Annotated in this window: 17 protein-coding genes and 1 pseudogene; 6 read left to right on the top strand and 12 right to left on the bottom strand. The window is 64.3% G+C overall.

Annotation, left to right across the window (positions count from 1 at the left end; all coding sequences use genetic code 11):
* Both ACEN88_RS06920 and ACEN88_RS06915 read left to right on the top strand, forming a co-directional pair.
* Positions 1-373, top strand: a pseudogene (locus ACEN88_RS06920) (ribonuclease activity regulator RraA); the annotation flags it as partial.
* A 29-nt stretch (positions 374-402) separates the two neighbouring features.
* A complete protein-coding gene (locus ACEN88_RS06915) occupies positions 403-3,129 on the top strand; it encodes a TonB-dependent receptor plug domain-containing protein (protein WP_413338194.1) in 2,727 nt (908 codons plus the stop codon).
* 82 nt (positions 3,130-3,211) lie between these two features.
* Here ACEN88_RS06915 and ACEN88_RS06910 read toward each other — a convergent pair whose 3' ends face one another.
* From ACEN88_RS06910 to aroE, 3 genes are all read right to left on the bottom strand, one after another.
* Positions 3,212-4,117: an SMP-30/gluconolactonase/LRE family protein gene (locus tag ACEN88_RS06910; protein ID WP_413338192.1), complete on the bottom strand. Its 906-nt coding sequence runs from the start codon at positions 4,115-4,117 to the stop codon at positions 3,212-3,214.
* A gap of 97 nt (positions 4,118-4,214) precedes the next feature.
* Positions 4,215-4,937 carry a ribonuclease activity regulator RraA gene (locus ACEN88_RS06905; protein WP_413338190.1) on the bottom strand — a complete coding sequence of 241 codons (723 nt, stop codon included), beginning with the start codon at positions 4,935-4,937 and terminating at the stop codon, positions 4,215-4,217.
* A gap of 94 nt (positions 4,938-5,031) precedes the next feature.
* On the bottom strand, positions 5,032-5,883 hold the full coding sequence (aroE, locus tag ACEN88_RS06900; RefSeq protein WP_413338189.1) for a shikimate dehydrogenase: 852 nt from the start codon (positions 5,881-5,883) through the stop codon (positions 5,032-5,034).
* A gap of 295 nt (positions 5,884-6,178) precedes the next feature.
* Here aroE and ACEN88_RS06895 point away from each other — a divergent pair, with 295 nt between their 5' ends.
* From ACEN88_RS06895 to ACEN88_RS06885, 3 genes are all read left to right on the top strand, one after another.
* Positions 6,179-7,213 carry a LacI family DNA-binding transcriptional regulator gene (locus tag ACEN88_RS06895; RefSeq protein WP_413338187.1) on the top strand — a complete coding sequence of 345 codons (1,035 nt, stop codon included), beginning with the start codon at positions 6,179-6,181 and terminating at the stop codon, positions 7,211-7,213.
* Positions 7,214-7,477: 264 nt separating this feature from the next.
* Complete coding sequence (locus ACEN88_RS06890) at positions 7,478-8,257, top strand: rhamnogalacturonan acetylesterase (RefSeq protein WP_413338185.1); 780 nt, start codon at positions 7,478-7,480, stop codon at positions 8,255-8,257.
* A gap of 70 nt (positions 8,258-8,327) precedes the next feature.
* The gene (locus tag ACEN88_RS06885; protein ID WP_413338183.1) at positions 8,328-9,758 is read left to right on the top strand and encodes a right-handed parallel beta-helix repeat-containing protein; all 1,431 of its coding nucleotides are present in this window, start codon (positions 8,328-8,330) and stop codon (positions 9,756-9,758) included.
* A 58-nt stretch (positions 9,759-9,816) separates the two neighbouring features.
* Here the strand turns inward: ACEN88_RS06885 and ACEN88_RS06880 are convergent, their stop codons facing one another.
* From ACEN88_RS06880 to ACEN88_RS06860, 5 genes are all read right to left on the bottom strand, one after another.
* Positions 9,817-10,686 (bottom strand): SGNH/GDSL hydrolase family protein, encoded by an 870-nt coding sequence (locus tag ACEN88_RS06880; protein WP_413338181.1) that lies wholly within the window; start codon positions 10,684-10,686, stop codon positions 9,817-9,819.
* Between the two features lie 148 nt (positions 10,687-10,834).
* A complete protein-coding gene (fdxA, locus tag ACEN88_RS06875) occupies positions 10,835-11,173 on the bottom strand; it encodes a ferredoxin FdxA (protein ID WP_413338179.1) in 339 nt (112 codons plus the stop codon).
* A gap of 12 nt (positions 11,174-11,185) precedes the next feature.
* Positions 11,186-11,746: a carboxymuconolactone decarboxylase family protein gene (locus tag ACEN88_RS06870; protein WP_413338177.1), complete on the bottom strand. Its 561-nt coding sequence runs from the start codon at positions 11,744-11,746 to the stop codon at positions 11,186-11,188.
* Positions 11,747-11,780: 34 nt separating this feature from the next.
* Complete coding sequence (locus ACEN88_RS06865; protein WP_413338176.1) at positions 11,781-13,124, bottom strand: aspartate aminotransferase family protein; 1,344 nt, start codon at positions 13,122-13,124, stop codon at positions 11,781-11,783.
* A 1-nt stretch (position 13,125) separates the two neighbouring features.
* Positions 13,126-14,538, bottom strand: coding sequence for a KamA family radical SAM protein (locus ACEN88_RS06860; protein WP_413338174.1), 1,413 nt, complete (start codon positions 14,536-14,538; stop codon positions 13,126-13,128).
* Positions 14,539-14,766: 228 nt separating this feature from the next.
* On the opposite strand from ACEN88_RS06860, the gene ACEN88_RS06855 reads away from it, so the two are divergent.
* Positions 14,767-15,654 carry a LysR family transcriptional regulator gene (locus ACEN88_RS06855; protein WP_413338172.1) on the top strand — a complete coding sequence of 296 codons (888 nt, stop codon included), beginning with the start codon at positions 14,767-14,769 and terminating at the stop codon, positions 15,652-15,654.
* Positions 15,655-16,155: 501 nt separating this feature from the next.
* On the opposite strand, the gene ACEN88_RS06850 is transcribed toward ACEN88_RS06855, so the two are convergent.
* The 4 genes from ACEN88_RS06850 to ACEN88_RS06835 form a co-directional block, all read right to left on the bottom strand.
* Positions 16,156-16,731 carry a phosphatase PAP2 family protein gene (locus tag ACEN88_RS06850; protein WP_413338170.1) on the bottom strand — a complete coding sequence of 192 codons (576 nt, stop codon included), beginning with the start codon at positions 16,729-16,731 and terminating at the stop codon, positions 16,156-16,158.
* Positions 16,728-18,329: a phosphoethanolamine--lipid A transferase EptA gene (gene eptA, locus ACEN88_RS06845; RefSeq protein WP_413338168.1), complete on the bottom strand. Its 1,602-nt coding sequence runs from the start codon at positions 18,327-18,329 to the stop codon at positions 16,728-16,730. The genes ACEN88_RS06850 and eptA overlap by 4 nt, the downstream gene beginning before the upstream one ends.
* A 187-nt stretch (positions 18,330-18,516) precedes the next feature.
* Entirely contained in the window at positions 18,517-19,275 is a 759-nt protein-coding gene (locus ACEN88_RS06840) for a hypothetical protein (RefSeq protein WP_413338166.1), read from the bottom strand.
* A 66-nt stretch (positions 19,276-19,341) separates the two neighbouring features.
* Positions 19,342-19,989: a VTT domain-containing protein gene (locus ACEN88_RS06835; RefSeq protein WP_413338164.1), complete on the bottom strand. Its 648-nt coding sequence runs from the start codon at positions 19,987-19,989 to the stop codon at positions 19,342-19,344.
* Positions 19,990-20,227: the final 238 nt, after the last annotated feature.

Raw genomic sequence — 20,227 nt, 5'->3', positions numbered from 1 at the left:
CATCGTGACCGACGGCGGCCTGCGCGACGCGGCAGGCATCGCGCGCCTGGAGATGCCGGCCTGGTGCTCGGGCCCGTCGGCGCCGACCAACCTGATCCGCCATCATGCGCTCGACCTGAATGCGCCGATCGGCTGCGGCGGGGTTGCCGTCTATCCGGGCGACATCATGGTCGGCGACGACGATGGCGTGGTCTGCATCCCGGCCCACCTGGCCCACGACGTCGCGCGCGACGGCGCCGAGCAGGAGCGCTTCGAGGATTTCGTGCTCGAGGAAGTGGCGAACGGCGCCAGCATCATCGGCCTGTATCCGCCGACGGCACCCGAGACCCGCGCACGCTTCGAAACGTGGCTGGCTGCGCGCACTGCTCAATAAACCAACTACAACACCAAGGAGATAAGGTTTTGCATACGATAATTCACCCCCGCCAGTTCACCCGCGCACCGATCGCCGCGGCAGTCACCCTGGCCCTGCTGGGCCTGGCGCCCGCATCCCGCGCCCAGCAAACGCCGGCCGCAGACACGGTCAGCAAAGTCGAGATCACCGGTTCCAGCATCAAGCGCGCCGCCGCCGACCAGGCGCTGCCGGTCACGGTCACCAAGGCCGAGGACTGGGTCGCCCAAGGCGCGATCACGGTTGCGGACATCCTGATGTCGATGTCGACCGCGGCCGACTACGAGCCGGCCACCGGCGCCGGCAACGGCAACGGCGCGAACATGCGCGGCATCGGGACCGCACGCACCCTCGTCCTGCTCGACGGCAAGCGCCTGTCCGACAGCGCAATCGACCCGAACACGATCCCTGTCAGCGCCCTGGACCGCACCGAGGTGCTGCGCGACGGCGCCTCGTCGGTGTACGGCAGCGACGCCATCGGCGGCGTCATCAACTTCGTCACGAAGAAGGCGTACAGCGGCGCCTCGTTCACGGTCAAGGGCAGCGTGCCGCAGCGCAGCGGCGGCGGCGAGACCGAAGGGCTCTCCTTCATCGCCGGCAAGGGCAATCTATCGAGCGACGGCTGGAATGTCTACGTCACAGGCGACCTGAACAACAACATTCCGCTCGGCCAGGACGCCCGCCCCAACATCACCAGTACCGAACGGCTGATGAGCGCCGGCTTCGCGGCACCGCACCTGACCAAGGGCACCAACGCGGTGCCGGCCAACGTCACGCTGGCCAACGGCTCGACCAAGGTCGGCAACAAGACCATCACCGGCAACCCCTATTTCGACCGCGGCTGCCTGCCGCCGTATTCGAAGCCCGGCACCAGCAACACCTGCTCGGCGATCGCGAACGCCAACACGCTGACGCTGACCACGGCGAAGAAGCAGTCCTCGCTATTCCTCAAGGGCTCGAAGATGCTATCCGAGGACAACAAGCTGACGGCCACGGTGCTGTATTCCACGATTTATGTCCGTCCGGTAAAGAACCCGACCACGGGCCTGGACGCCTCGATCCAGAATTTCCCGGCCCTCACCATCACGCCGGGCAGCCCGTATTATCCGGGCAAGGGCATCACGCCCGCGATGGCCGGCATCACCGACCAGACGCTGACGCTGGCCTGGTCGCTGATCGGCGACCTCGGCCCGACCGTGCTGAACTACCAGAAGTCGCAGTCGCGCGTGACGCTCGAGGACGAAGGCCGCCTCGGCGCCTGGGACTACAAGGTCGGTATATGGAACGCGGTCTACGCGACCAATTCCTCATTCCGTTCCGGCTTCGTCAACAGCTATGGTCTCCTGGCCGGCGTGGCCAACGGCGTGCTGAATCCCTTCGGCCTGCAGGACGACAAGGGGAAAGCCTACCTCGCGAGTATCTCGACCAACGGCGAACTGGCGGGCAAGGGACTGACGCGCCTGACCGGCGCCGACCTCACCATCACCCGGGAACTGATGCCGCTCCCGGGCGGCCCGCTGGCCGTCGCCGCCGGCGCCACGACCTATCACGACTTTGGCCGCTCGTTCGTGCCGCCAACCGTCGCGCTGTCCGGCGGCCAGACCGGCTCCGCCACCGCCGCGCTCGACGTACACGCGTCACGCAACGTCGCGTCGATGTATGTGGAACTGGACGCGCCGCTGACCAAGGCACTGGACGTCGACATCGCCGTGCGTACGGACCGCTACAACGACTTCGGCAGCACCACCAATCCCAAGATCAGCTTCCGCTACAAGCCGTCCGGCTGGCTGATGCTGCGCGGCGCGGTCGGCACGGGCTTCCGCGCGCCGACGCTGGGCGAGCGCTACTTCGGCGCCGTCAACGGCCCCACCGGCGTGACAACCACGACCTACAACGACCCGCTGTTGTGCCCGGGCGGCGCGCCAGGCGGCAATTCGGGCGGCACCGCCCTGCCCGGCTATTCGCCCACCACGGTGTGCACCGCCAGGCTCCCGATCAACACCGGCGCCAACCCCTCGATCGGGCCCGAGAAGTCGCGTACGATCAACTTCGGCGTCGTGCTCACGCCGACCAGGTCGTTGCTGGTCTCGCTCGACTACTGGAATGTGCGCCTGCGCGACGCAATCGGCCAGATGGCGCAGGCCACGCTGTTCCAGCCGCAATACGCGAGCCTGTTCGTACGCGATCCGAAGACCAACGCCCTGCTGTACATCGACGACCGCCTGAACAACATGGGCGGCCAGCGCACCGACGGCATCGACGTGACGGCCACCTACACGCTGCCGCGCACGCGCTGGGGCACCTTCGGCGTCCAGTTCGACGGCACCTACGTGCACAGCTTCCGCACCCGCCTGACCAACGACAGCCCCTGGATCGACAGCGTCAACACCTTCGGCCCGCTCGACGCCAACGTGTTCACCTACCGCTGGCGCTACACGGCGTCGCAGAAATGGCGCAGCAGCGGCGGCCACTGGAGCTCGACGCTGTCGGAGCAGTACCGGCAGAGCTTTGAAGACTTGAACGCCGGCTCCCTGTTCTACCACCGCATCGACCCCTACCTGCTGGTGAACTGGTCGCTCGCCTACACGGGTTCGCGCAAGTGGTCGATCATGGGCGGGGTGAACAACGTGTTCGACCGCGACCCGCCGGCCGCGAACTACCGCAACGAGGGTTACCTCAGCGGGCAAGCCAGTCCGGTGGGCCGCGCGTTCAACCTGCGAGCGACCTACTCGTTCTGAACGGGCGGCAGCTTTTCCACGGCGGGTGACTGTAACGTTACAGTGCCCGCATCGATGCCGGGTTCGCCCGGCATCGGCGCACTCAACCGTGAAACGGTGTTTCCGCCACGCCCGTGACGCCGGGGCGCAGCATGACGACCGCCCCGGCCCAATCGTCCCCCTCGACCTTGCCGGCGGAGATGGACGTCACCAACAGGGTGTCGAGCCTGGCGCCGCCAAAGCTGCACATGGAGGGTTTCAACATCGGTACATCGATGCGCCTGTCCAGCCTTCCATCCGGCGTGAAGCGCAGGATGCACCCGCCATCATTGCCACAGATCCAGTAGCAGCCGTCGCTGTCGACCGCCGCCCCATCCGGCCGCCCGGCAAACGCATTCATGTCGACGAACAGGCGCTGCCTGCCCGGCATGCCTTCGTCGACGTCGTAGTCGAATGCCCACACCAGTTGGCGTCGGGGGTGCGAGTCGGACAGATACATGGTGCGCCCATCGGGCGACCAGGCCAGGCCGTTCTGCACCAGGAGGCCGGAGACGATGGGCGCCGATACGCCGTGCTCCGCGGTGTAGCGATGCAGGTTGCCCAGCGGCCGGTTGGCGGCAATATCCGCGCACATGGTGCCGCTCCAGAATCGCCCCTGGCGATCGCAACGACCGTCGTTGAAACGCATGCCGGGATCCAGGCCCCCGGCCGGCGTCGCCAGCTTCTGTTCGGCAGCCATCGGGCCACTGCCCAGTTCGAGGCTGAAAATGCCGCTCTCCATGCCCGCTATCAAGCCGCCACTTTGCTTGAGCGCGATCGATGCGACCATTTCCGTCGTTTGCCAGGTGTCGAGCCGGCCCGACGCCGCATCCAGGCGCCAGATCGTCCTGGCCAGGATGTCGACCCAGTACCATGCGGCCTGGTCGGCGCACCACAGCGGGCTTTCCCCCACGCTGCAGCGAACGCCGGCGACCATGTCGACGCCGTGTGTGTTTGTCATGTGAGTCATGTGGATCCTTGCATGATGGTTTGAAGCGCCGGTTCGCCGCATCCAGGGAAACGCCACTGTTCGCCCAGCCCGTTTCCCCGCACGCCGGGTGTCGTGGTTATTCGGCGCCGCGGCGTGCCCGCCAGGCTTCATAGAGCGGCAAGGTCTCCGGCGCCGTTGCGGGATACAGGCCGATGATCGATGCGCCGCCCGCCACCTGTTCGAGCACGAAGTCCTCGAAACGCTCCATCTCGAGCGCGTCGCGCGCGATCTCCTCGGCCAGGTGGGCCGGGATGCATACCACGCCGTCGTCATCGCCGACCATGATGTCGCCGGGATACACGGGGACCCCACCGCAGCCGATGGGCGCGTTCAGGTCCAGCGCATGGTGACGGATCAGATTGGTCGGCGCCGAGGCGCCGGAGCACCAGGCCGGCATAGCGAGCCGGGCGATACCGCTGGCATCGCGCAATCCGCCGTCGGTGACAATGCCGGCCGCGCCGCGCACCTGCATGCGCGTGGCCAGGATGCTGCCGGCCGACGCCACCGAGACATCGCCGCGGCAGTCCATGACCAGCACCGCGCCAGGGGGGATCTCCTCGACCGCCACGCGCTGCGGGTGGCGCGGGTCGCGGAAGGTCTCGATGCCGTCCAGATCCTCGCGCGACGGGATATAGCGCAAGGTGTAAGCCGGTCCGGCCAGGCGCTGCCCGGGCTTGAGCGGGCGCGCCCCCTGGATGAACACATTGCGAAAGCCACGTTTATACAGCAAGGAAGTCAGGGTGGCGGTGCTGACGGTCTTGAGGGTGTCTAATGTGCTGCGGGATACTGCTTGAGTCATGTTTTGGTCCGGTTAAATAGTCGATATGATCAATGCCACCTGCCCGGTGCCCGCACCGTGAGGGATGCTTGCGGTCGACACGGTGGCAGCCGCTTCATTGCGATGGTTCCGCTGTCGGCGGGGTGCGCTGGTCGCCGGCACGCAGTGCGGCGTACACCGGCGCCGTGTCGGGGCGCACTGCGCGCCACAGTAGAAAGGCTTCCGCGGCCTGTTCGACCAGCATGCCCAGGCCGTCTCGCGTATCTACGCCGTGCTCGGCCGCAAAGCGCATGAACACGGTTGGCTCCCTGCCGTACATCATGTCGTAAGCCAGGGCGCCGGACGCGAACACATCAGGGCGCACTGGCGGCAACTGATCGTCCATGCTGGCCGACGTGGCGTTGATGACGACATCGAAGCTGCCCTGCAGGGCATGAAAATCGCGGGCCAGGATGGTCCCGTGTGCAGCAAACCCCGCAGCCAGTCCGGCCGCCTTCGCCGCCGTGCGATTGGCGATCGTCAGCGATGCCGCGCCCGCTTGCAGCAGCGGCAGGATGGCACCGCGCGCCGCGCCGCCCGCGCCGAGCATCAGGACCTTCTTGCCCTTGAGCGCGACACCTGCGCCGTGTTCGATATCGCGCACCAGGCCCGCGCCGTCGGTGTTGTCGCCCACGATACGTCCATCGACGATATGCAGGGCATTGACCGCGCCGGCCGCACGGGCGCGCCCGGTCAGCGTGTCGGCCAGCCCGTGCGCCTCGAGCTTGAAGGGTACGGTCACACTCAGACCCTTGCCGCCCTGCGCCACGAAACCACGCACGGAGATGGCAAAGCCGTCCAGCGGGGCCAGCAAGCGCTCATAGGTGAGATTCTGTCCGGTCTGCTCGGCAAACGCGGCATGGATTTGGGGTGACTTGCTGTGGGCGACCGGATGGCCGATCACCGCGTATCGATCAGGTGCGTTCATTCGTTGCTTCTTTCAATTTGTATGAGATTCCCACGCTCTGCCACACTAAACCGATTTACTGTAACGATTTAGTAGCGGCAGCGCAGGTTACTGTCAAATCGTGTTCGCGTCAACCGGGCATCAATCGGTCTCGGGGGATCTCGCCAGGTTGATGCAATCGGTTTCAAGGTGTCCTGCCGGATGACGCTGCATTTCGCGGGGCTCTCATTTGCAACGTTTTACTAGAACCATGGACTATAATGCGGTTGTCCAGGCGACAATGCTGTGCGCCGGATGTTGAGCCGATTGAGAAACCATGAGCGAACCAAAGATTCAGGACGTCGCGCGCCTGGCGGGCGTATCCCCCTCGAGCATCTCGAACTACCTGAACAACCGGATGGGCCAAATGCGCCCGGAGACGCAGGCCAAAATCGAATGGGCGATCAAGCAGTTGGGCTACCGCCCGAACATTGCCGCGCGCCAGCTCAAGACCGGCGTCGCCGCCATGGTCGGCCTGCTCGTGCCGTCGCTGGCCAACCAGTTCTTCGGGGCGCTGGCCTGCGCAGTGGAGGCCGCCGCCGCGCGCTACCATTGTCACGTCATGACCTTCAGCACATTTCGCGACCCGGAGCGCGAGCGCACTCTGACGGCAGACCTGCTGGCGTATGGCGTACAGGGCGTGATCACCGGCTCGGCACTCAGCGACACCGATCACCTGGCATCGATTGCGGCGCGCTGTCCGGTGGTGGCGTTCGACATCAAGCAAACTGACGAGCGCCATTCCCACATCAACACCATTTCGATGGACAACGCGGCTGCCACCGGGATCGCGGTGGCGCACCTGGCCGCGCTCGGCCACCGTGCGATCGCGCTCCTGACGCCCCCGCCCTTCACCCTGAACCGGCAGGAGCGGGTGCGCGGTTTCCAGCACGCCGTCGCCGAAGCCGGCATCAGCGGCGAGTTGTTGATTACCGACGCGTCCGACATACCCAGCGACCCGCATGGCGACACCCAGTTGTTCGGGATGGGCCGCAGCAGCGCGGCGCGCATCCTGGCGGCGCCCTCCAGGCCGACCGCGGCCATTGCCATCAACGACATGATGGCAATCGGCGTCGGGGTCGGCCTCAAGCAGTTGGGCAAGCGGATTCCCGCGGATTGCTCGCTGATCGGCATCGACGACATTTTTTTCGCGGCCGCCCATGATCCGGCGCTGACTACCATACGCCAGCCGATCCAGGCCATGGCCGACGCAGCGGTCCAGCGCATCCTGGCGCCCGCCTCCGCCCCCGGCGGCGCCTTGTTCGCGCCGGAGCTGATCGTGCGGGCATCGACCGCGCCGCCCTCGCGCTAACTTGCAAGCGCGACATGAGGACATCATGACGCGATCGCGGCCAGCCAAACCGGCGTAAGTTTCCTCGCCGGCATGATGACCGGCACATTCTTCCCATACGAATTGGCTGCAACCATGCGCCGTTGCCGATCAACTAAATCGATGCACTAAATCGTTGCACCCGAACGATTTATCCTGTAGATTGGCTCGCACCGGGCTGGCCATCCTCGACGAGATGGTGATCGGCACGCGGTAAACGACGACCTCTACATTCGGGAGATCACCATGTCACGACGCTTCTCGACTCTCTTCGTATCGATTGCCCTGGTACTTTGCAGCGATCTTTCCGCTGCCGCCGACCTACCCAGGCCTATCCGCGTAATCCTCGTCGGCGACTCGACCATGGCAAGCGGGAGCGGCTACGGTGACGCCCTGTGCGCGCGCTTTGTTGCCGACGTCAAGTGCATCAACCTGGCGCGCGGTGGCCGCAGCACGTCAACGTTCCGAAAGGAACAACGCTGGGCCGAAGTCGAGACCCTGTTGCGCGACGGGAACGCCTTCAGCGCCACCTATGTGCTGATCCAGTTCGGACACAACGACCAGCCTGGCAAGGGTGAGCGCTCGACCGACCTCGTGACCGGGTTCGGGCCCAATATGGCGCGCTACGCGAGCGAGACAAAAGCGCTCGGCGGCGTGCCGGTCCTGGTCTCGCCGCTCGCTCGCCGGACCTTCAAGGGCCCCTATTTGAAAGACACACTCGGGCCTTGGGCTCAGGCCACCCGCGTGGCCGCGGCTCGCGAAAAGGCTGTCTTCCTTGACCTGCATGCCGACAGCATTGCTGCAGTGCAGGCGATGGGTCCGAAAGAAGCCGACACGCTGGCGGTGGCGCCGCCGGAACAAGAACCCGTCTCCTCCAATCCGAACGGCGTCGAAGTCGCCGGCGCACCGAAACGGGCGTTCGACTATACCCACGTCGGGGCCAAGGGCGCGGATTTTTTCGCCGGGATCGTCCAGGCGGAATTGACGGCAGCGATTCCGTCGATCAAACCTTACCTCAAGCAGTAGGCCAACCATTGTTGGCCAATGTTTCTCCACACCGCGTACTCAAGGACCGATAAAACGATTGGAGGCGACAATGCATATCAAGAATCTGAATTTCAACATAGTGGGTACAGGCTTGACCGTGACGATGCTGGTTGCCGGTTGCGGTGCCGGGAATACGGTCAGCAGCACCGGGACCAGCAGGATGTTATCCACCATCGCCACGACAGTCCCGCCGGGCAATCCCGGTCTGCGCGAATCAGACGGCACTCTCCATGTGATTCCTGCTCCAGCCGCCGCACCCACGATCGTCAATGTCGTCACCCGGGCAGCCGAATTAGGCAAGAACATTGATCTGGCCGATAACGCGAGCAGTGACCAGGCAGCCATCGATGCCGTTCTCGCCGATGTCGCACCTGGGAGCACCGTATATTTTCCGAACGGAACGTACAACGTTTCCACCATCGCTTTGAAAAAGAGCGGGGTCCATATCATGGGGCAAAGTCGCGACGGTGCCATCATCAAATCCGACCTTTCCCTGGCCGGTTCGGCCATGACCATCATCGGTTTGCACGATATCGTGGTGGGCCATCTGACGTTCACTTCGACCTGGGCTGGTACCTATTCCACCGATACGGCGCACAACAATCCGTCTGCCGGAGGTCCTCTCAACATGATTGCGACCGGCAAGAATACCTACAATGTCACGATCGACAGCGTCGTGTGCGAAAAGTTCGACCGCATCGGCGTGCGTATTGGCGGCGGTTCGCATGACATCCTGGTGAAAAGTTCGATCGCCCGTAATGCCACCGATGTCGGCGGGGGCGGAGCAGGTTACGGATTTGTCATCACCGGTGATTCCCACCTGGATGCCGGCACCAACCCTTTCCTGGGTAACCCGCTGAAAGACACTTATTTTGTGAAGTTCGACAACAATACGACTGTGGCGCCATATATTCGCCACGGCGTGATTGTCCAATACTGGGCGCACAATAACCTGATTACCAATAGCCACTTCGACGGCACCAGACTCGACTCGATTGATCTGCACGGTGAAGACGAATACGCCAACGAGGTCACCAACAACCCGATCACCAATTCGCAGCGTGCGGCCATCGCGCTGGGCAATTCCGGCTCCACCCATGACAAGACTGGCGTCTATAACTGGATCCACGATAACGATCTGGTCGGCAATACCCTGGGTATTTCGGTTGAATACGGCACCCAAGGCACGACAATCGAGAACAACACGATTCGTGACAATGCGTCGCTCTCTCCTGTCTCCCCGCGCGGCATTTTGTTGGGCAGCAGCACCGGCACTGTAGTCAGCAACAATACCATCTCGAATAACACCGTACCGGGATTTGTCGCTGTTTATCTGGCAGACAATACGGCCGAGGGCACGGAACCTGCAGGCGGTCCGAAAAACTGGACGATCAGCGGCAACACGGTAACCAACAGCGGGACAGCATTCAAGGATGCAGCCAGCCTCGACAGCGGCAATATTATCCAGTCCACGTGGTAGTCGGTCTCAAGCAAATGGCCGCCCTCGCCGAAGGCTGCGGCGGCAAACCGCTCACCCATCAGCGCGTGTGTCGCACCAACTGTCCGCCCGAAAAAACGGGCAGCGAGGGGCCGGGCGTATCTTCATGGATAGGGCAGAGGATGGGCGACAGGACCAGGAGTGGTGTCGCCTCGTGGCCTTCGCGGATCGTGTCCAGGAAGCCATGCACGGCCGGACCGAAACCGCGCAGGCGCATCAGATCCATGTTGACGACGTTGATACCGAGCTTGAGGCTGATGAAGTCGGCCTGCTGGTCCCGGATGGTGCGGGCCACGAAGGGATCGAGCAGCGCGCTGCCGCCCAAGCCCAGGTTGACCAGATCGACGCCGGCAAGACGGGCCGCCATGGCCGGCCAGATGCCCGTCGGATGCCGGGCGTTGGAGCCGTGGCTGATCGAGCTGCCGTGATGCAGCCAGGTTTTTCGGCCACTGTGCCCGGAAGCGTCCAGCGCTGCGTTGCTCCGCAAGGTGAAGAGCTCGGTGGCCTCGTCGTGAGGCAGCCAGATTTCCACCTCCTTGCTGCCCGCCGGCAGGTCGGCGAAGCGCAACAGGCCAGGCCGCCCTTCCTCGACCTCTGCCTGCGGCGCCGTGCCCGAGGACCATGTCGACGGGTCGATGCGCAGGACACGTCCGCCAGGGATCGTGCCTTGCCGGACCCTTCGTCCGTCGATCACCAGGCCGTAGGCGCCGTCCGGGCGGGGCGGCAGGTGAGCACCGCGCTCAGCGTGGCCCTGATCGGCGGGATCTTCTACACGGTCCTCGGTGGACGGGACGACCCGGCGCCGATCGCGCACGCCTTCGTCGCCGCCGCGCTGTGCATCGCCTTCTGCCTCGGCGCCGGCGCGGTGCTGGGCATGACGCTCGCGCGCCGCGCCGGCACTGGCATGCATCCTTCTGGAAAAAAGCCCGCCAAGACGAAGAAAGGAAACTCGCTCCCCCTTCGATGATCAACAGCCGGGGTAACGTGCTGATCCCACTAAAAATGTCAATCGCACAGCCGAAGTCATGCCCTGTTCGATACTTTGCCGGGTCGCGATACTAGGCCGGCGCCGGCGCCGGATCGAGCAGCTGGCGCCGGCCCGGCCGGCCGTGCCAGTATCCCGCGTCCGGCATGGCCGGCTTCTTGTCCAGGATGACGGGCCAGACTGCCGCGTAGTGGGCGTTGAGTGCGACGAACTCCTTCTGTTCCAGCGGCACGTTCGCTTCGAAGAAAATCGCGTCGACCGGACAGGCGCTCACGCACATCTCGCAGTCGATGCATTTTTCGGGATGAATGACGAGGAAGTTCGCTCCTTCGTGGAAGGCTTCCGCGGGGCAGACTTCCACGCAATCGGCATGTTTGCAGTTGATGCAGCTTTCGGTGACCACGTACGTCATTGCGTTGCCTCTTCAGGGTCGGGATGGTCGGGGCGCCACTGCTTCGGGCTCGATATGCAGCGCGAGCAGGAAGCGCGACACCATGTTGTAGGTGGCGATCACGCCGACGAGTTCCACCACGTGCTGGTGGTTGCCCAGCGCGGCGATCGCCGCCGCGAACGTGGCGTCCGCAGTGCGCACGTCGCGCGTCATCTCGAACGTCAGCCGGACGACGGCGCGTTCGCTCGCATCGAACAGGGCCGGGTCCGGCACACCGTGTTCGAGCCGCTGCAACGCGGCCAGTTGCTGGGCGGTGCCGCCGGCCTTCATGAACTCGGGGGCGTGATGGTGGAACTCGTAATCGGCACCGTTCAGGACGGCCACCAGGCAGATGGCCAGTTCGCGCAGCCTGGGCGACAAGCCGAGGCCGGTCCTGACCTCGCCCAGGAAGGCGTTCCAGCCCCTGGCGAAAGCCGGGCTTCGCAGCAGCATGCGGTCGAGGTTCAGCAGGCGTCCGCCGCGGCGGGCGAGGATGGCGTCGACGAGATCCTGCGGCGCCTCCGGGCCGGGCGCCGCATAGGGAATACGGGACATGGTGTCGTTCCTTTGCATTTCAGTGATGCGGTGGTCAATGGTCGCCTGCGCGCCGGCCGGCGATGGCCGCGTCGATAGCCTCTCCCAGCCGCAGGACGATGGCGTCGATGGCCGCGGCGTCGCAGATGAACGGGGGCGCCAGCAGTACATGGTCGCCGGCGCGGCCGTCGATCGTTCCGCCCATCGGATACACCATCAGGTCGCGCTGCATGGCCGCCGACTTGATGTCGGCGTGGAGGCGCCGTCCCGGATCGAAGGGCAGCTTCGAGCCGCGGTCCGCCACCAGTTCGACGCCCCAGAACAAGCCGCGGCCGCGGATGTCGCCGACATGGGGATGATCGCGGAAACGCACGTGCAAGGCCTGCTCCAGCTGGATCCCGCGGGCCTGCACGTTGTCGAGCAGGCGCTCCTCGCGGACCGTGCGCTGCACGGCCAGCGCAGCGGCGCAGGCCAGCGGATGGCCTACATACGTGTGACCGTGCTGGAACATCCCCGAACCCTTGGCGAACGCGTCGTAGACGTGCCTGGCCACGAACGTCGCGCCGATCGGCGCATATCCTCCGCCCAGGCCCTTCGCCACCGTCATCAGGTCGGGGGCCACGCCGTCCTGCGCGCAAGCATGCAGCGTGCCGGTACGTCCCATTCCGCACATGACTTCGTCGAGGATCAGCAGGATGCCGTGCTCGGTGCAGATGTCGCGGACCCGCGCCAGGTAGCCGGGTGCCGGCGGGACGGCGCCGAGGGTGGCGCCGACGACCGTTTCGGCCACGAATGCAATGACGTTGGCGGCACCCAGTTCGTGGATCTTCGCCTCCAGCTCGGCGGCGGCGCGCACGCCATATGCCTCGCCGGTCTCATGCGGGTGCCGGTAGCGGTATTCGTAGCAGGGATCGATGTAGTGGTTGTCGACCAGGATGGGCGCGAACTGGGCACGCCGCCAAGCGTTGCCCCCGACCCCGAGCGCCCCGAGCGTATTGCCGTGGTAGCTCTGGCGCCGCGAGATGAAGTAGCGGCGCTGGTGCTCGCCGCGCTCCACGAAGTACTGGCGCGCCATCTTCAGCGCCGCCTCGACGGCCTCGGAGCCGCCCGACACCAGGTACACGTGCGACATCCCGGACGGCGCCTGGGCCAGCAATTCCTCGCCCAGCGCCTCGGCGACGTCTGTCGTGAAGAAGCTCGTGTGGGCGTAGGCCACCTGGTCGAGCTGCGCGTGCAGCGCGGCCAGCACCGCCGGATGCTGGTGGCCGAGGCAGGACACGGCCGCCCCGCCGCTGGCGTCGATATAGCGCCTGCCCGCCGCGTCGATCAGATGGATGCCCTCGCCGCCGACGGCGCGCGGATAGGCATGATGGATTTGCCGATGCAGTAAGCGCGTCATGTCAGGTTCCCGTGCTCATGGTGTCCATATCCCCTGCGCCATCGCCGGCCGTGGCGGCGTGGGCATGCACCCGCGGCGCGGCAATCGGGATCACGCGGTGCGGTTCTTCTTCCTCGGTCTCGAAGAAGAACCGCACCTCGCCGAAGGCCGGCACCAGGTCGTCCAGCCAGGTGGCCTCGGGATCGAACTTCGCGTAGAACGGTCGCCGCGCCCAGTCCGGATTGCGCGCCTGCAGGAATTGAAGGGCGAAGACTTTTTCACCGCCGATCGTGACGATGCCGTCGATCGCCACCTTGCCGGGGAACGCGCTCATCGACGGCCCGCGCACCGTGCGCGCCAGTCCCGACACCTGCTGGTAAGCCGCCTGGAAGGTCTCGTAGGCCTTGGCCAGCGGCAGGCGGAAGTAGTGGCTCGGACCCGTATCGCGCTCCACGAACATGTAGTACGGGATGGCGCCCAGCCGCACGCCCGTGGTCCACAATTCCGCCCAGCCGGCCGGATCCTCGTTGATGTGGCGGATCAGCGGCGCCTGCATGCGCAGCGTGGCGCCCGATCCGACGATCCGCTTGACGGCGCGTTGCGCGATCGCCGGGCGCAGTTCGGCCGGGTGGTTGTAATGCCCCATGACGGACAGGTTCTTGCCGGCGTCGACCACCTTGCGGAACAGCTGGAGCAGTTCATCGGCATCCTTGTCCGTGACGAAGCGGTGCGGCCAGTACGAGACCGACTTGGTGCCGATACGGATATTCTGGATGTGCGCCAGCTCGGGCGCCAGCAGCGGCTCGAGGTAGCCGGCGAGCGCGCGGGTACTCATGATCAACGGGTCGCCGCCGGTGATGAGCACGTCCGTCACTTCGGGGTGCAGCTTCAGGTAGCTGACCAGTTCGTTCGATTCCTTTGCATCGAACTTGAGGTCGTCCATGCCGACGAATTGCGGCCAGCGGAAGCAGAACGTGCAATACGCATGGCAGGTCTGGCCGGCGCTGGGGAAGAACAGCACCGTTTCCTTGTACTTGTGCTGCAGGCCGCGCAGCGGCACGCCGTCGATGGACGGCACGTTGTGCGTCATCTGGCCCGCCGGGTGCGGATTCATGCCGAGCCGCAGGCGGCGCACCTCGCGTTCGATGGCGACTTCGTCCTGCTTGACCAGCACCAGGTCGCGCAGCAGCGCATAGTCCTCCGGCGCCAGCATGTCTTCGTGCGGGAACGTCAGGCGATAGATCGGATCGTCCGGCACATTGTCCCAGTTGATCAGTTCATCCATCACATACTGGTTCGTGCGGAACGGCAGGACGCGGGATACCACCAGCACGGCTTCCTGCAAATGCGTGGGCATCGCCGCCCATTGCGGCGCCTGCTGGATCGTCAGTCGGGTGTAGGGCTTGAATCGGGGTGCGGCAACTTCGACTAGCATGTCTTCCTCCATGTCCCATTGATGATTTGCGATGGCGCTGCGTACTGGCAGTGCAATGCTTTGATTCAACGCAAACATCAAAGCAGTTTCGCAATGCGAAAATTCGAAGTACGTAAGATTGACTTGCAGCAGTGCTTAGTATTCGTTCAAAGACCCTGTGGCACAAACGATAAAAATGCGCGACATTGTGCGTTTGAGGAAACAACGGTGAGAAGAAAACTCCCGAGCATGGAAGCCCTGATCGCGTTCGAGTCGGCGGCGCGGCACCAGAGCTTTACCCGCAGTGCGGACGAACTGGCGCTGACGCCCAGCGCGATCGGGCGGCAGATCGCAACGCTGGAAGACTACGTGGGACTGCCCCTGTTCAACCGCGTCAGGCGGCGTGTCAGCCTGACCGAGGTCGGCGAGACGTATGCGAAACAGGTGCGCGACAACCTGGACAGGATCGAACGCGACACCCTCGCGGTCGCGACCCGGAGCGGCGCCGAGGGCATCCTCGAGCTCGCGGTGATTCCAACGTTCGCGACACGCTGGCTGATCCCGCGCTTGCCGCAGTTTTACGCGCAACACGGGCATATCACGCTCAACCTCACGACCCGCTCCGAGCCATTCCTGTTCACGGATACGCCGTTCAGCGCGGCCATCCACTTCGGCAATCCCGTATGGCCAGGTGCCATCACCCAGCATTTATTTGGCGAAGAAATGGTTCCGGTATGCAGTCCGGAACTGCTGAACGGGTCAGGGTCCCTGGCGCCGTCGGCCTTGGCACGGCTGCCGCTTCTGCATCAATCGGCCCGCCCCGATGCCTGGCGCCAGTGGCTGGCGCAGGCGCGCGTGCACGATGTCGACTGCATGAGCGGCCAACGCTACGAATTATTTTCCATGCTGGTGGAGGCCGCGCGTGCAGGACTCGGGGTAGCGCTGGTGCCCCGCTTCTTCGTCCTGGCCGAGCTGGCAAGCAAAGAACTGATCGTGCCCAACGAGATGTCACTGCTCAACGACAAGGGCTACTACCTTGTCTATCCCGAATCGAAGCAGAACGCGCCTTCGCTTCAGCCGTTCAAGCAATGGCTGCTCAGCATAGCGCGTGAGTACCGCGCTTCGACGCGGTGTTGACGACTCCGGCATCGCACCGGGTCGCAAGCCGCATGGTCGCGACCGCGCCTTATCTCGTGAAGAAATAGAAAAGCCGTTGATCATCCAACCTGAACGATCAACGGCTCGCCAAATCTTACTTAAAAATTAGTTACGACGACTCTTCACTCCCCATTCGATCATAAATGGCTGAGCTAAGCCCATGAATCGACTAGCGTTTTAACGGCACGTTCGGCTTAGTACCATCCGGGATACCACGCGGAATTCATTGATACGCGACTGGCAATAACCGGCATCAGGCAATCGATATTCCCGATCGTGCTCGCCATCGCGCTCTGGGCCATTACGGACATGGTAACGCGAATGGGATCTGCCGACGGCCCGCGAACCCTGCATACGAGATGAGTTCGGTGCATGCCCGCCAGTCACGTGCCTGTCGGCCACAGTTGCACGCCGAGAGCCGCCCTGGCGAGCATGCGAAACTCGGGAAGGTTCGTCCCGGGCGCGCTGCTCGCACAGCCACTACTTCTGCGAGGTAAACCATGCCGTGGTCAGGCATCCCACGAGGGCCCCGGCGATCACCGCGGAAATGGTATGCGCATTTAGCATGACCCGCGCATACATGGTCATCGCAACGATTACCGAGAGCAACAGTCCGAGCCAAAGGCTGTAGCGCCTGCCGATGAAATACACCGCGCACGACGCCATCGACGAATGTCCGGACGGCATGTTGATTGATCCGCCATTCGGCCGCTGGCCAAGCCGGGTGCGATCCACCCATCTGTCATCGAGAAAATGCTTCAATCCGTGCGTCACGACGGTGGTCGACACGCCCACGTAAAGCAGCTGGACGAGCCCGACTTTATCGCCCAGCACGAGCGGCAATACGATCTGTACGGCGGTCGGGACGAAGCGCACATAGTTCTCGGTCAACCTGACCTCCGCGGGAACGCTGGTGCCTGCCGGCAACACCGGATAGCTCGCCAATTTGCTCGGAAACGCCGCGCTCAGGACGATCCCGACGAGCAGGATGGCGACGAGCGCGAGCGGACGCCGGACTTCGGTATAGGCGAGACGGAATATCGATCGGTCGTTCATGGCTGGGTGATAAATTGGAACAGGTCGTTTTCCGGGACATAGACTGCGCTGCGCAAGCCCATCGCTCCCATGACGCTATGGAAGATGACGTCGTGGGAGGGCGGCTTGCGGAAACGCTGCGGCGTCGTCAGGGTGCCACCGCGCCGTACGAATTCGTCGGACGTCCATACCAGCAGCGGGACCATGTACTGCACCTCCGGTGCGATGGCCATCGGCACCCCGTGCAGGTACAGGCCGCCCTCCCCCAGCGATTCGCCGTGGTCGGACATGTAGAGCATCGCACTCGGCCTGGCCGTCGCCGACTTCAACAGCTGGATGACGCGGTGCAGGACCTCATCCGTGTACACGATCGTGTTGTCGTAGGCATTCACCAGTTCGCTGGGGCTGCATTTCTGCAGGTCGACGCTCTGGCAGGCCGGCTTGAACCGCTCGAATTCGGGCGGATATTTCTTGGCGTACTGCGGTCCGTGGCTCCCGCCCAGGTGCAGGACGACGAGGGTCTTGGTGTCGGGCTTCCCGTCGTGCAGGATCGCATCGAGGCCGTGCAGGAGCACTTCGTCGTAGTCGAGGCGCGCGCAATCCTGCGTGCACGCTTTCCGGATCTGGTCGGCGGTGTCGTAACGGCTCGTCTGCAGCGGCGGTTCGCCGAAATTATTCGTACGCCAGATCACCTCGACGCCGTGGCGATGGAGATAGCTCGGCAAGGGTTCGTCGTTGCCGGAGATTCCGTCCACACCGCGATGCGAAAGCATACAGCGCAGCGACGCGGTCGTGTACGTCGCGCAGGCGTGCGCCCCCGGGTAGGCCAGCACGCCGTCCTGCCGCAACCGGGGGTTCGTTTCGCGGCCATAGCCGAACAGGGAAAAATTCTGCGCGCGCGCGGCCTCGCCGATCACGAGCACGAACACCATGCCGCCGGGCCGCTCGGCGGTAATCGGCGGCAGCGGCTCCACAACGCGATGGCGCTCCGCCTCCGACTTGTAGTACCGCGCCGCGTTGATCACGTAGGACCACGGCAGTATCAGGCCGCCGAATGCCTTCGCGTTCTTGTCGATCCATAGCCAGCTCTGCGCATTCGCGTACAGCCAGGCGGAACCCAGCACCAGCGCGAGCACGAGCACCATGGCGCTGCGCACACGGTGCGCAGCGGCGACGCGCTGGCGCAGGATGAGCGCGGCCGGCACGAGCCCCAGGGCAATCACGTACAGGAGCAGCTTCGGATGCGCCAGTTCCGAAGCTTCCTTCACATTCGTGTTGACGATGTTTCCCACCATCGTCGCATCGATGACGATTCCGTATTGGACGATGAAATACAGGGCGGCGGCGTTACCGATGGCGAACACGGCGCACGCCAGTTTGAGAAGCCGGATCGAAACGAGGGCGCACAAGCCCAGCACCCCCAGCGAAATCGTCAGCTGGAATACGAACAGGGTGCCGATCGCCAGCGCGCTGCTCCAGTCGAAGCTTGCGCGGGTGGATGCCGCCAGGGCATACAACGGCCATTGGAACAACGCCGTGTTGGCGAGCGCCAGCGCCAGGATGAAGCGTACTGCGCCGGCTTCGCGGCTGCCCGCAGAAGGGCGGAGCCAGGTTGTCAACAAGCTTGTTCTCATGTCCGTGGATCGTCAGCTGGCCCATGACGCTCGCGCAGGGCAGCCGCTCATTATGGCCGACCGGACATGACAGCAATCCGACCTGGAGATTACAATTTTGTCAGGTCGCGCAGGATGACCCGCACGCTCAAGCCGGTCCGCTTCTCAGCATCGGAACATCCACCTTCCGCGTTCAGTGTGCGGCGCGGGCCGCCCGTTGCCGGAACAACAGCAGGCTGGTCAGGATGAACCCAAACAGCACGGCCGACGCGGAATACCGGCTCAATGCCAGGCCGCCGTGGTCCAGGGGCTTATCCAGGAAGTCGCCGACCACGGCCCCCAGCGGACGGGTCAGGATGAACGCGGCCCAGAACAGGATGGTGCGTGACATCTGGGTCCAGTAATACACGGCCGCGACCAGCGCGAGCGTGCCGCCGAACACGACGGCGGCGCCGGAATAGCCCATACCCGCGCTATCGGCGGTCCAATCGCCCAGTGCCGTGCCCAGGGTCTGCGAGAACATGATCGTGACCCAATAGAACGCTTCGGCCCTGGGCGAGCTCACGGTGCTCACCGACACGGAGCCGAGGCTGCGATGCCAGATGAAAAGCGAACCAGACAGCAAGAGCAGCAGCAAGGCCGAGCCGCCGGCGTAGCCGATGCCGAGCGAGCGATCGGCAAAGTCCGCCAGCGTCGTGCCGACCGTCGTGGTGGCGATGATGGTGACCCAGTACAGCAAGGGATGAAAGTGCCTGGCCTTGATCTGTGCAATGACAGCCGCCAGGAATACCACGGCGAAGATGGCCGTGCCGATCAGGTAGCCGAGGTTCATCGACATCGACACCGCGTCGCCGCCGGTTTCTCCCAGCGTGGTGGCGGCGATCTTGATGATCCAGAAGCCCAGCGTGACTTCGGGAACTTTAGCTAAAGGATGTTCTTTGGTTTTTTCCATGTGGTCAATCCTCCTTGTGCTGGTCGGCATGACGGTCCAGACGAAACCGAGCCGAGACATAGCTTGTCAGCGACTCGTGCTCGCTTCCCCCTGTTTTTTTCCCGAGAGCCAGCCGATCAGGCCCGGCAGCAGCGAGACAGCGACGATGCCGAGGATGACCACGGTCAGGTGCTCGGAGACCCATGGCAGGTTACCGAAAGCAACCCCGGCGCCGACCAGCGCGCCCACCCACAACAGGCCGCCCGCGATGTTGTAAGCCAGGAAAGTCTTGTAAGCCATATGCCCGAGCGCCGCCACGAAGGGGGCGAACGTGCGCACGACCGGTACGAAACGGGCCAGCACGATGGTCTTGCGCCCATGCCGGTCGAAGAAATCGTGGGTACGCTCCAGGTGCTCCGGCTTGATGAAGCGGATCCGCTGCTTGTCCAGCATCCGCGCGCGCAACTGGCCGCCGATCGCAAAGTTCATGCTGTCGCCGAGGATGGCCGCCAGGGCCAGCAGCGGCACCAGGACGGGCAGGCCGAACGTGCCCTGGGCGGCCATCGCTCCCGCCACGAACAGCAGCGAGTCGCCCGGCAGGAAGGGCAGGATCACGACCCCGGTCTCGATGAAGATCACCGCGAACAGCACGACGTAGACCAGGACCGCGTGGCTGGACGCGAGCGCGGCAAGGTGCGTGTCGAGGTGCAGGATCCAGTCGATCAATGAGCTCATCATCCAGGCATTCGGATAGCGTATCGAAGCGACAGGATAGCGAACCGTGCCATGCGCACGCCGAACCTGACAAAAATGTAATCGCGGCGTCCGCATTCCGTCATTCGCGTGCGGCCACAATAGCGCCTCCTCCAACTTTCTTCCCTTCATGGCTTCCGTACGCAAGAAGATGATCGTCGCGGCCGGTGCGCTGGCCATCGGCGCGGCCCTCGCGGCCGCGGCGCTGCACGACCAGGCC

It is taken from the genome of Massilia sp. CT11-108 (assembly GCF_047302915.1).
Lineage (GTDB): Bacteria > Pseudomonadota > Gammaproteobacteria > Burkholderiales > Burkholderiaceae_D > Telluria > Telluria orientalis.
The sequence above is the reverse complement of the archived record's forward strand: the minus strand, read 5'-3'. Positions and strand labels throughout refer to the sequence as shown.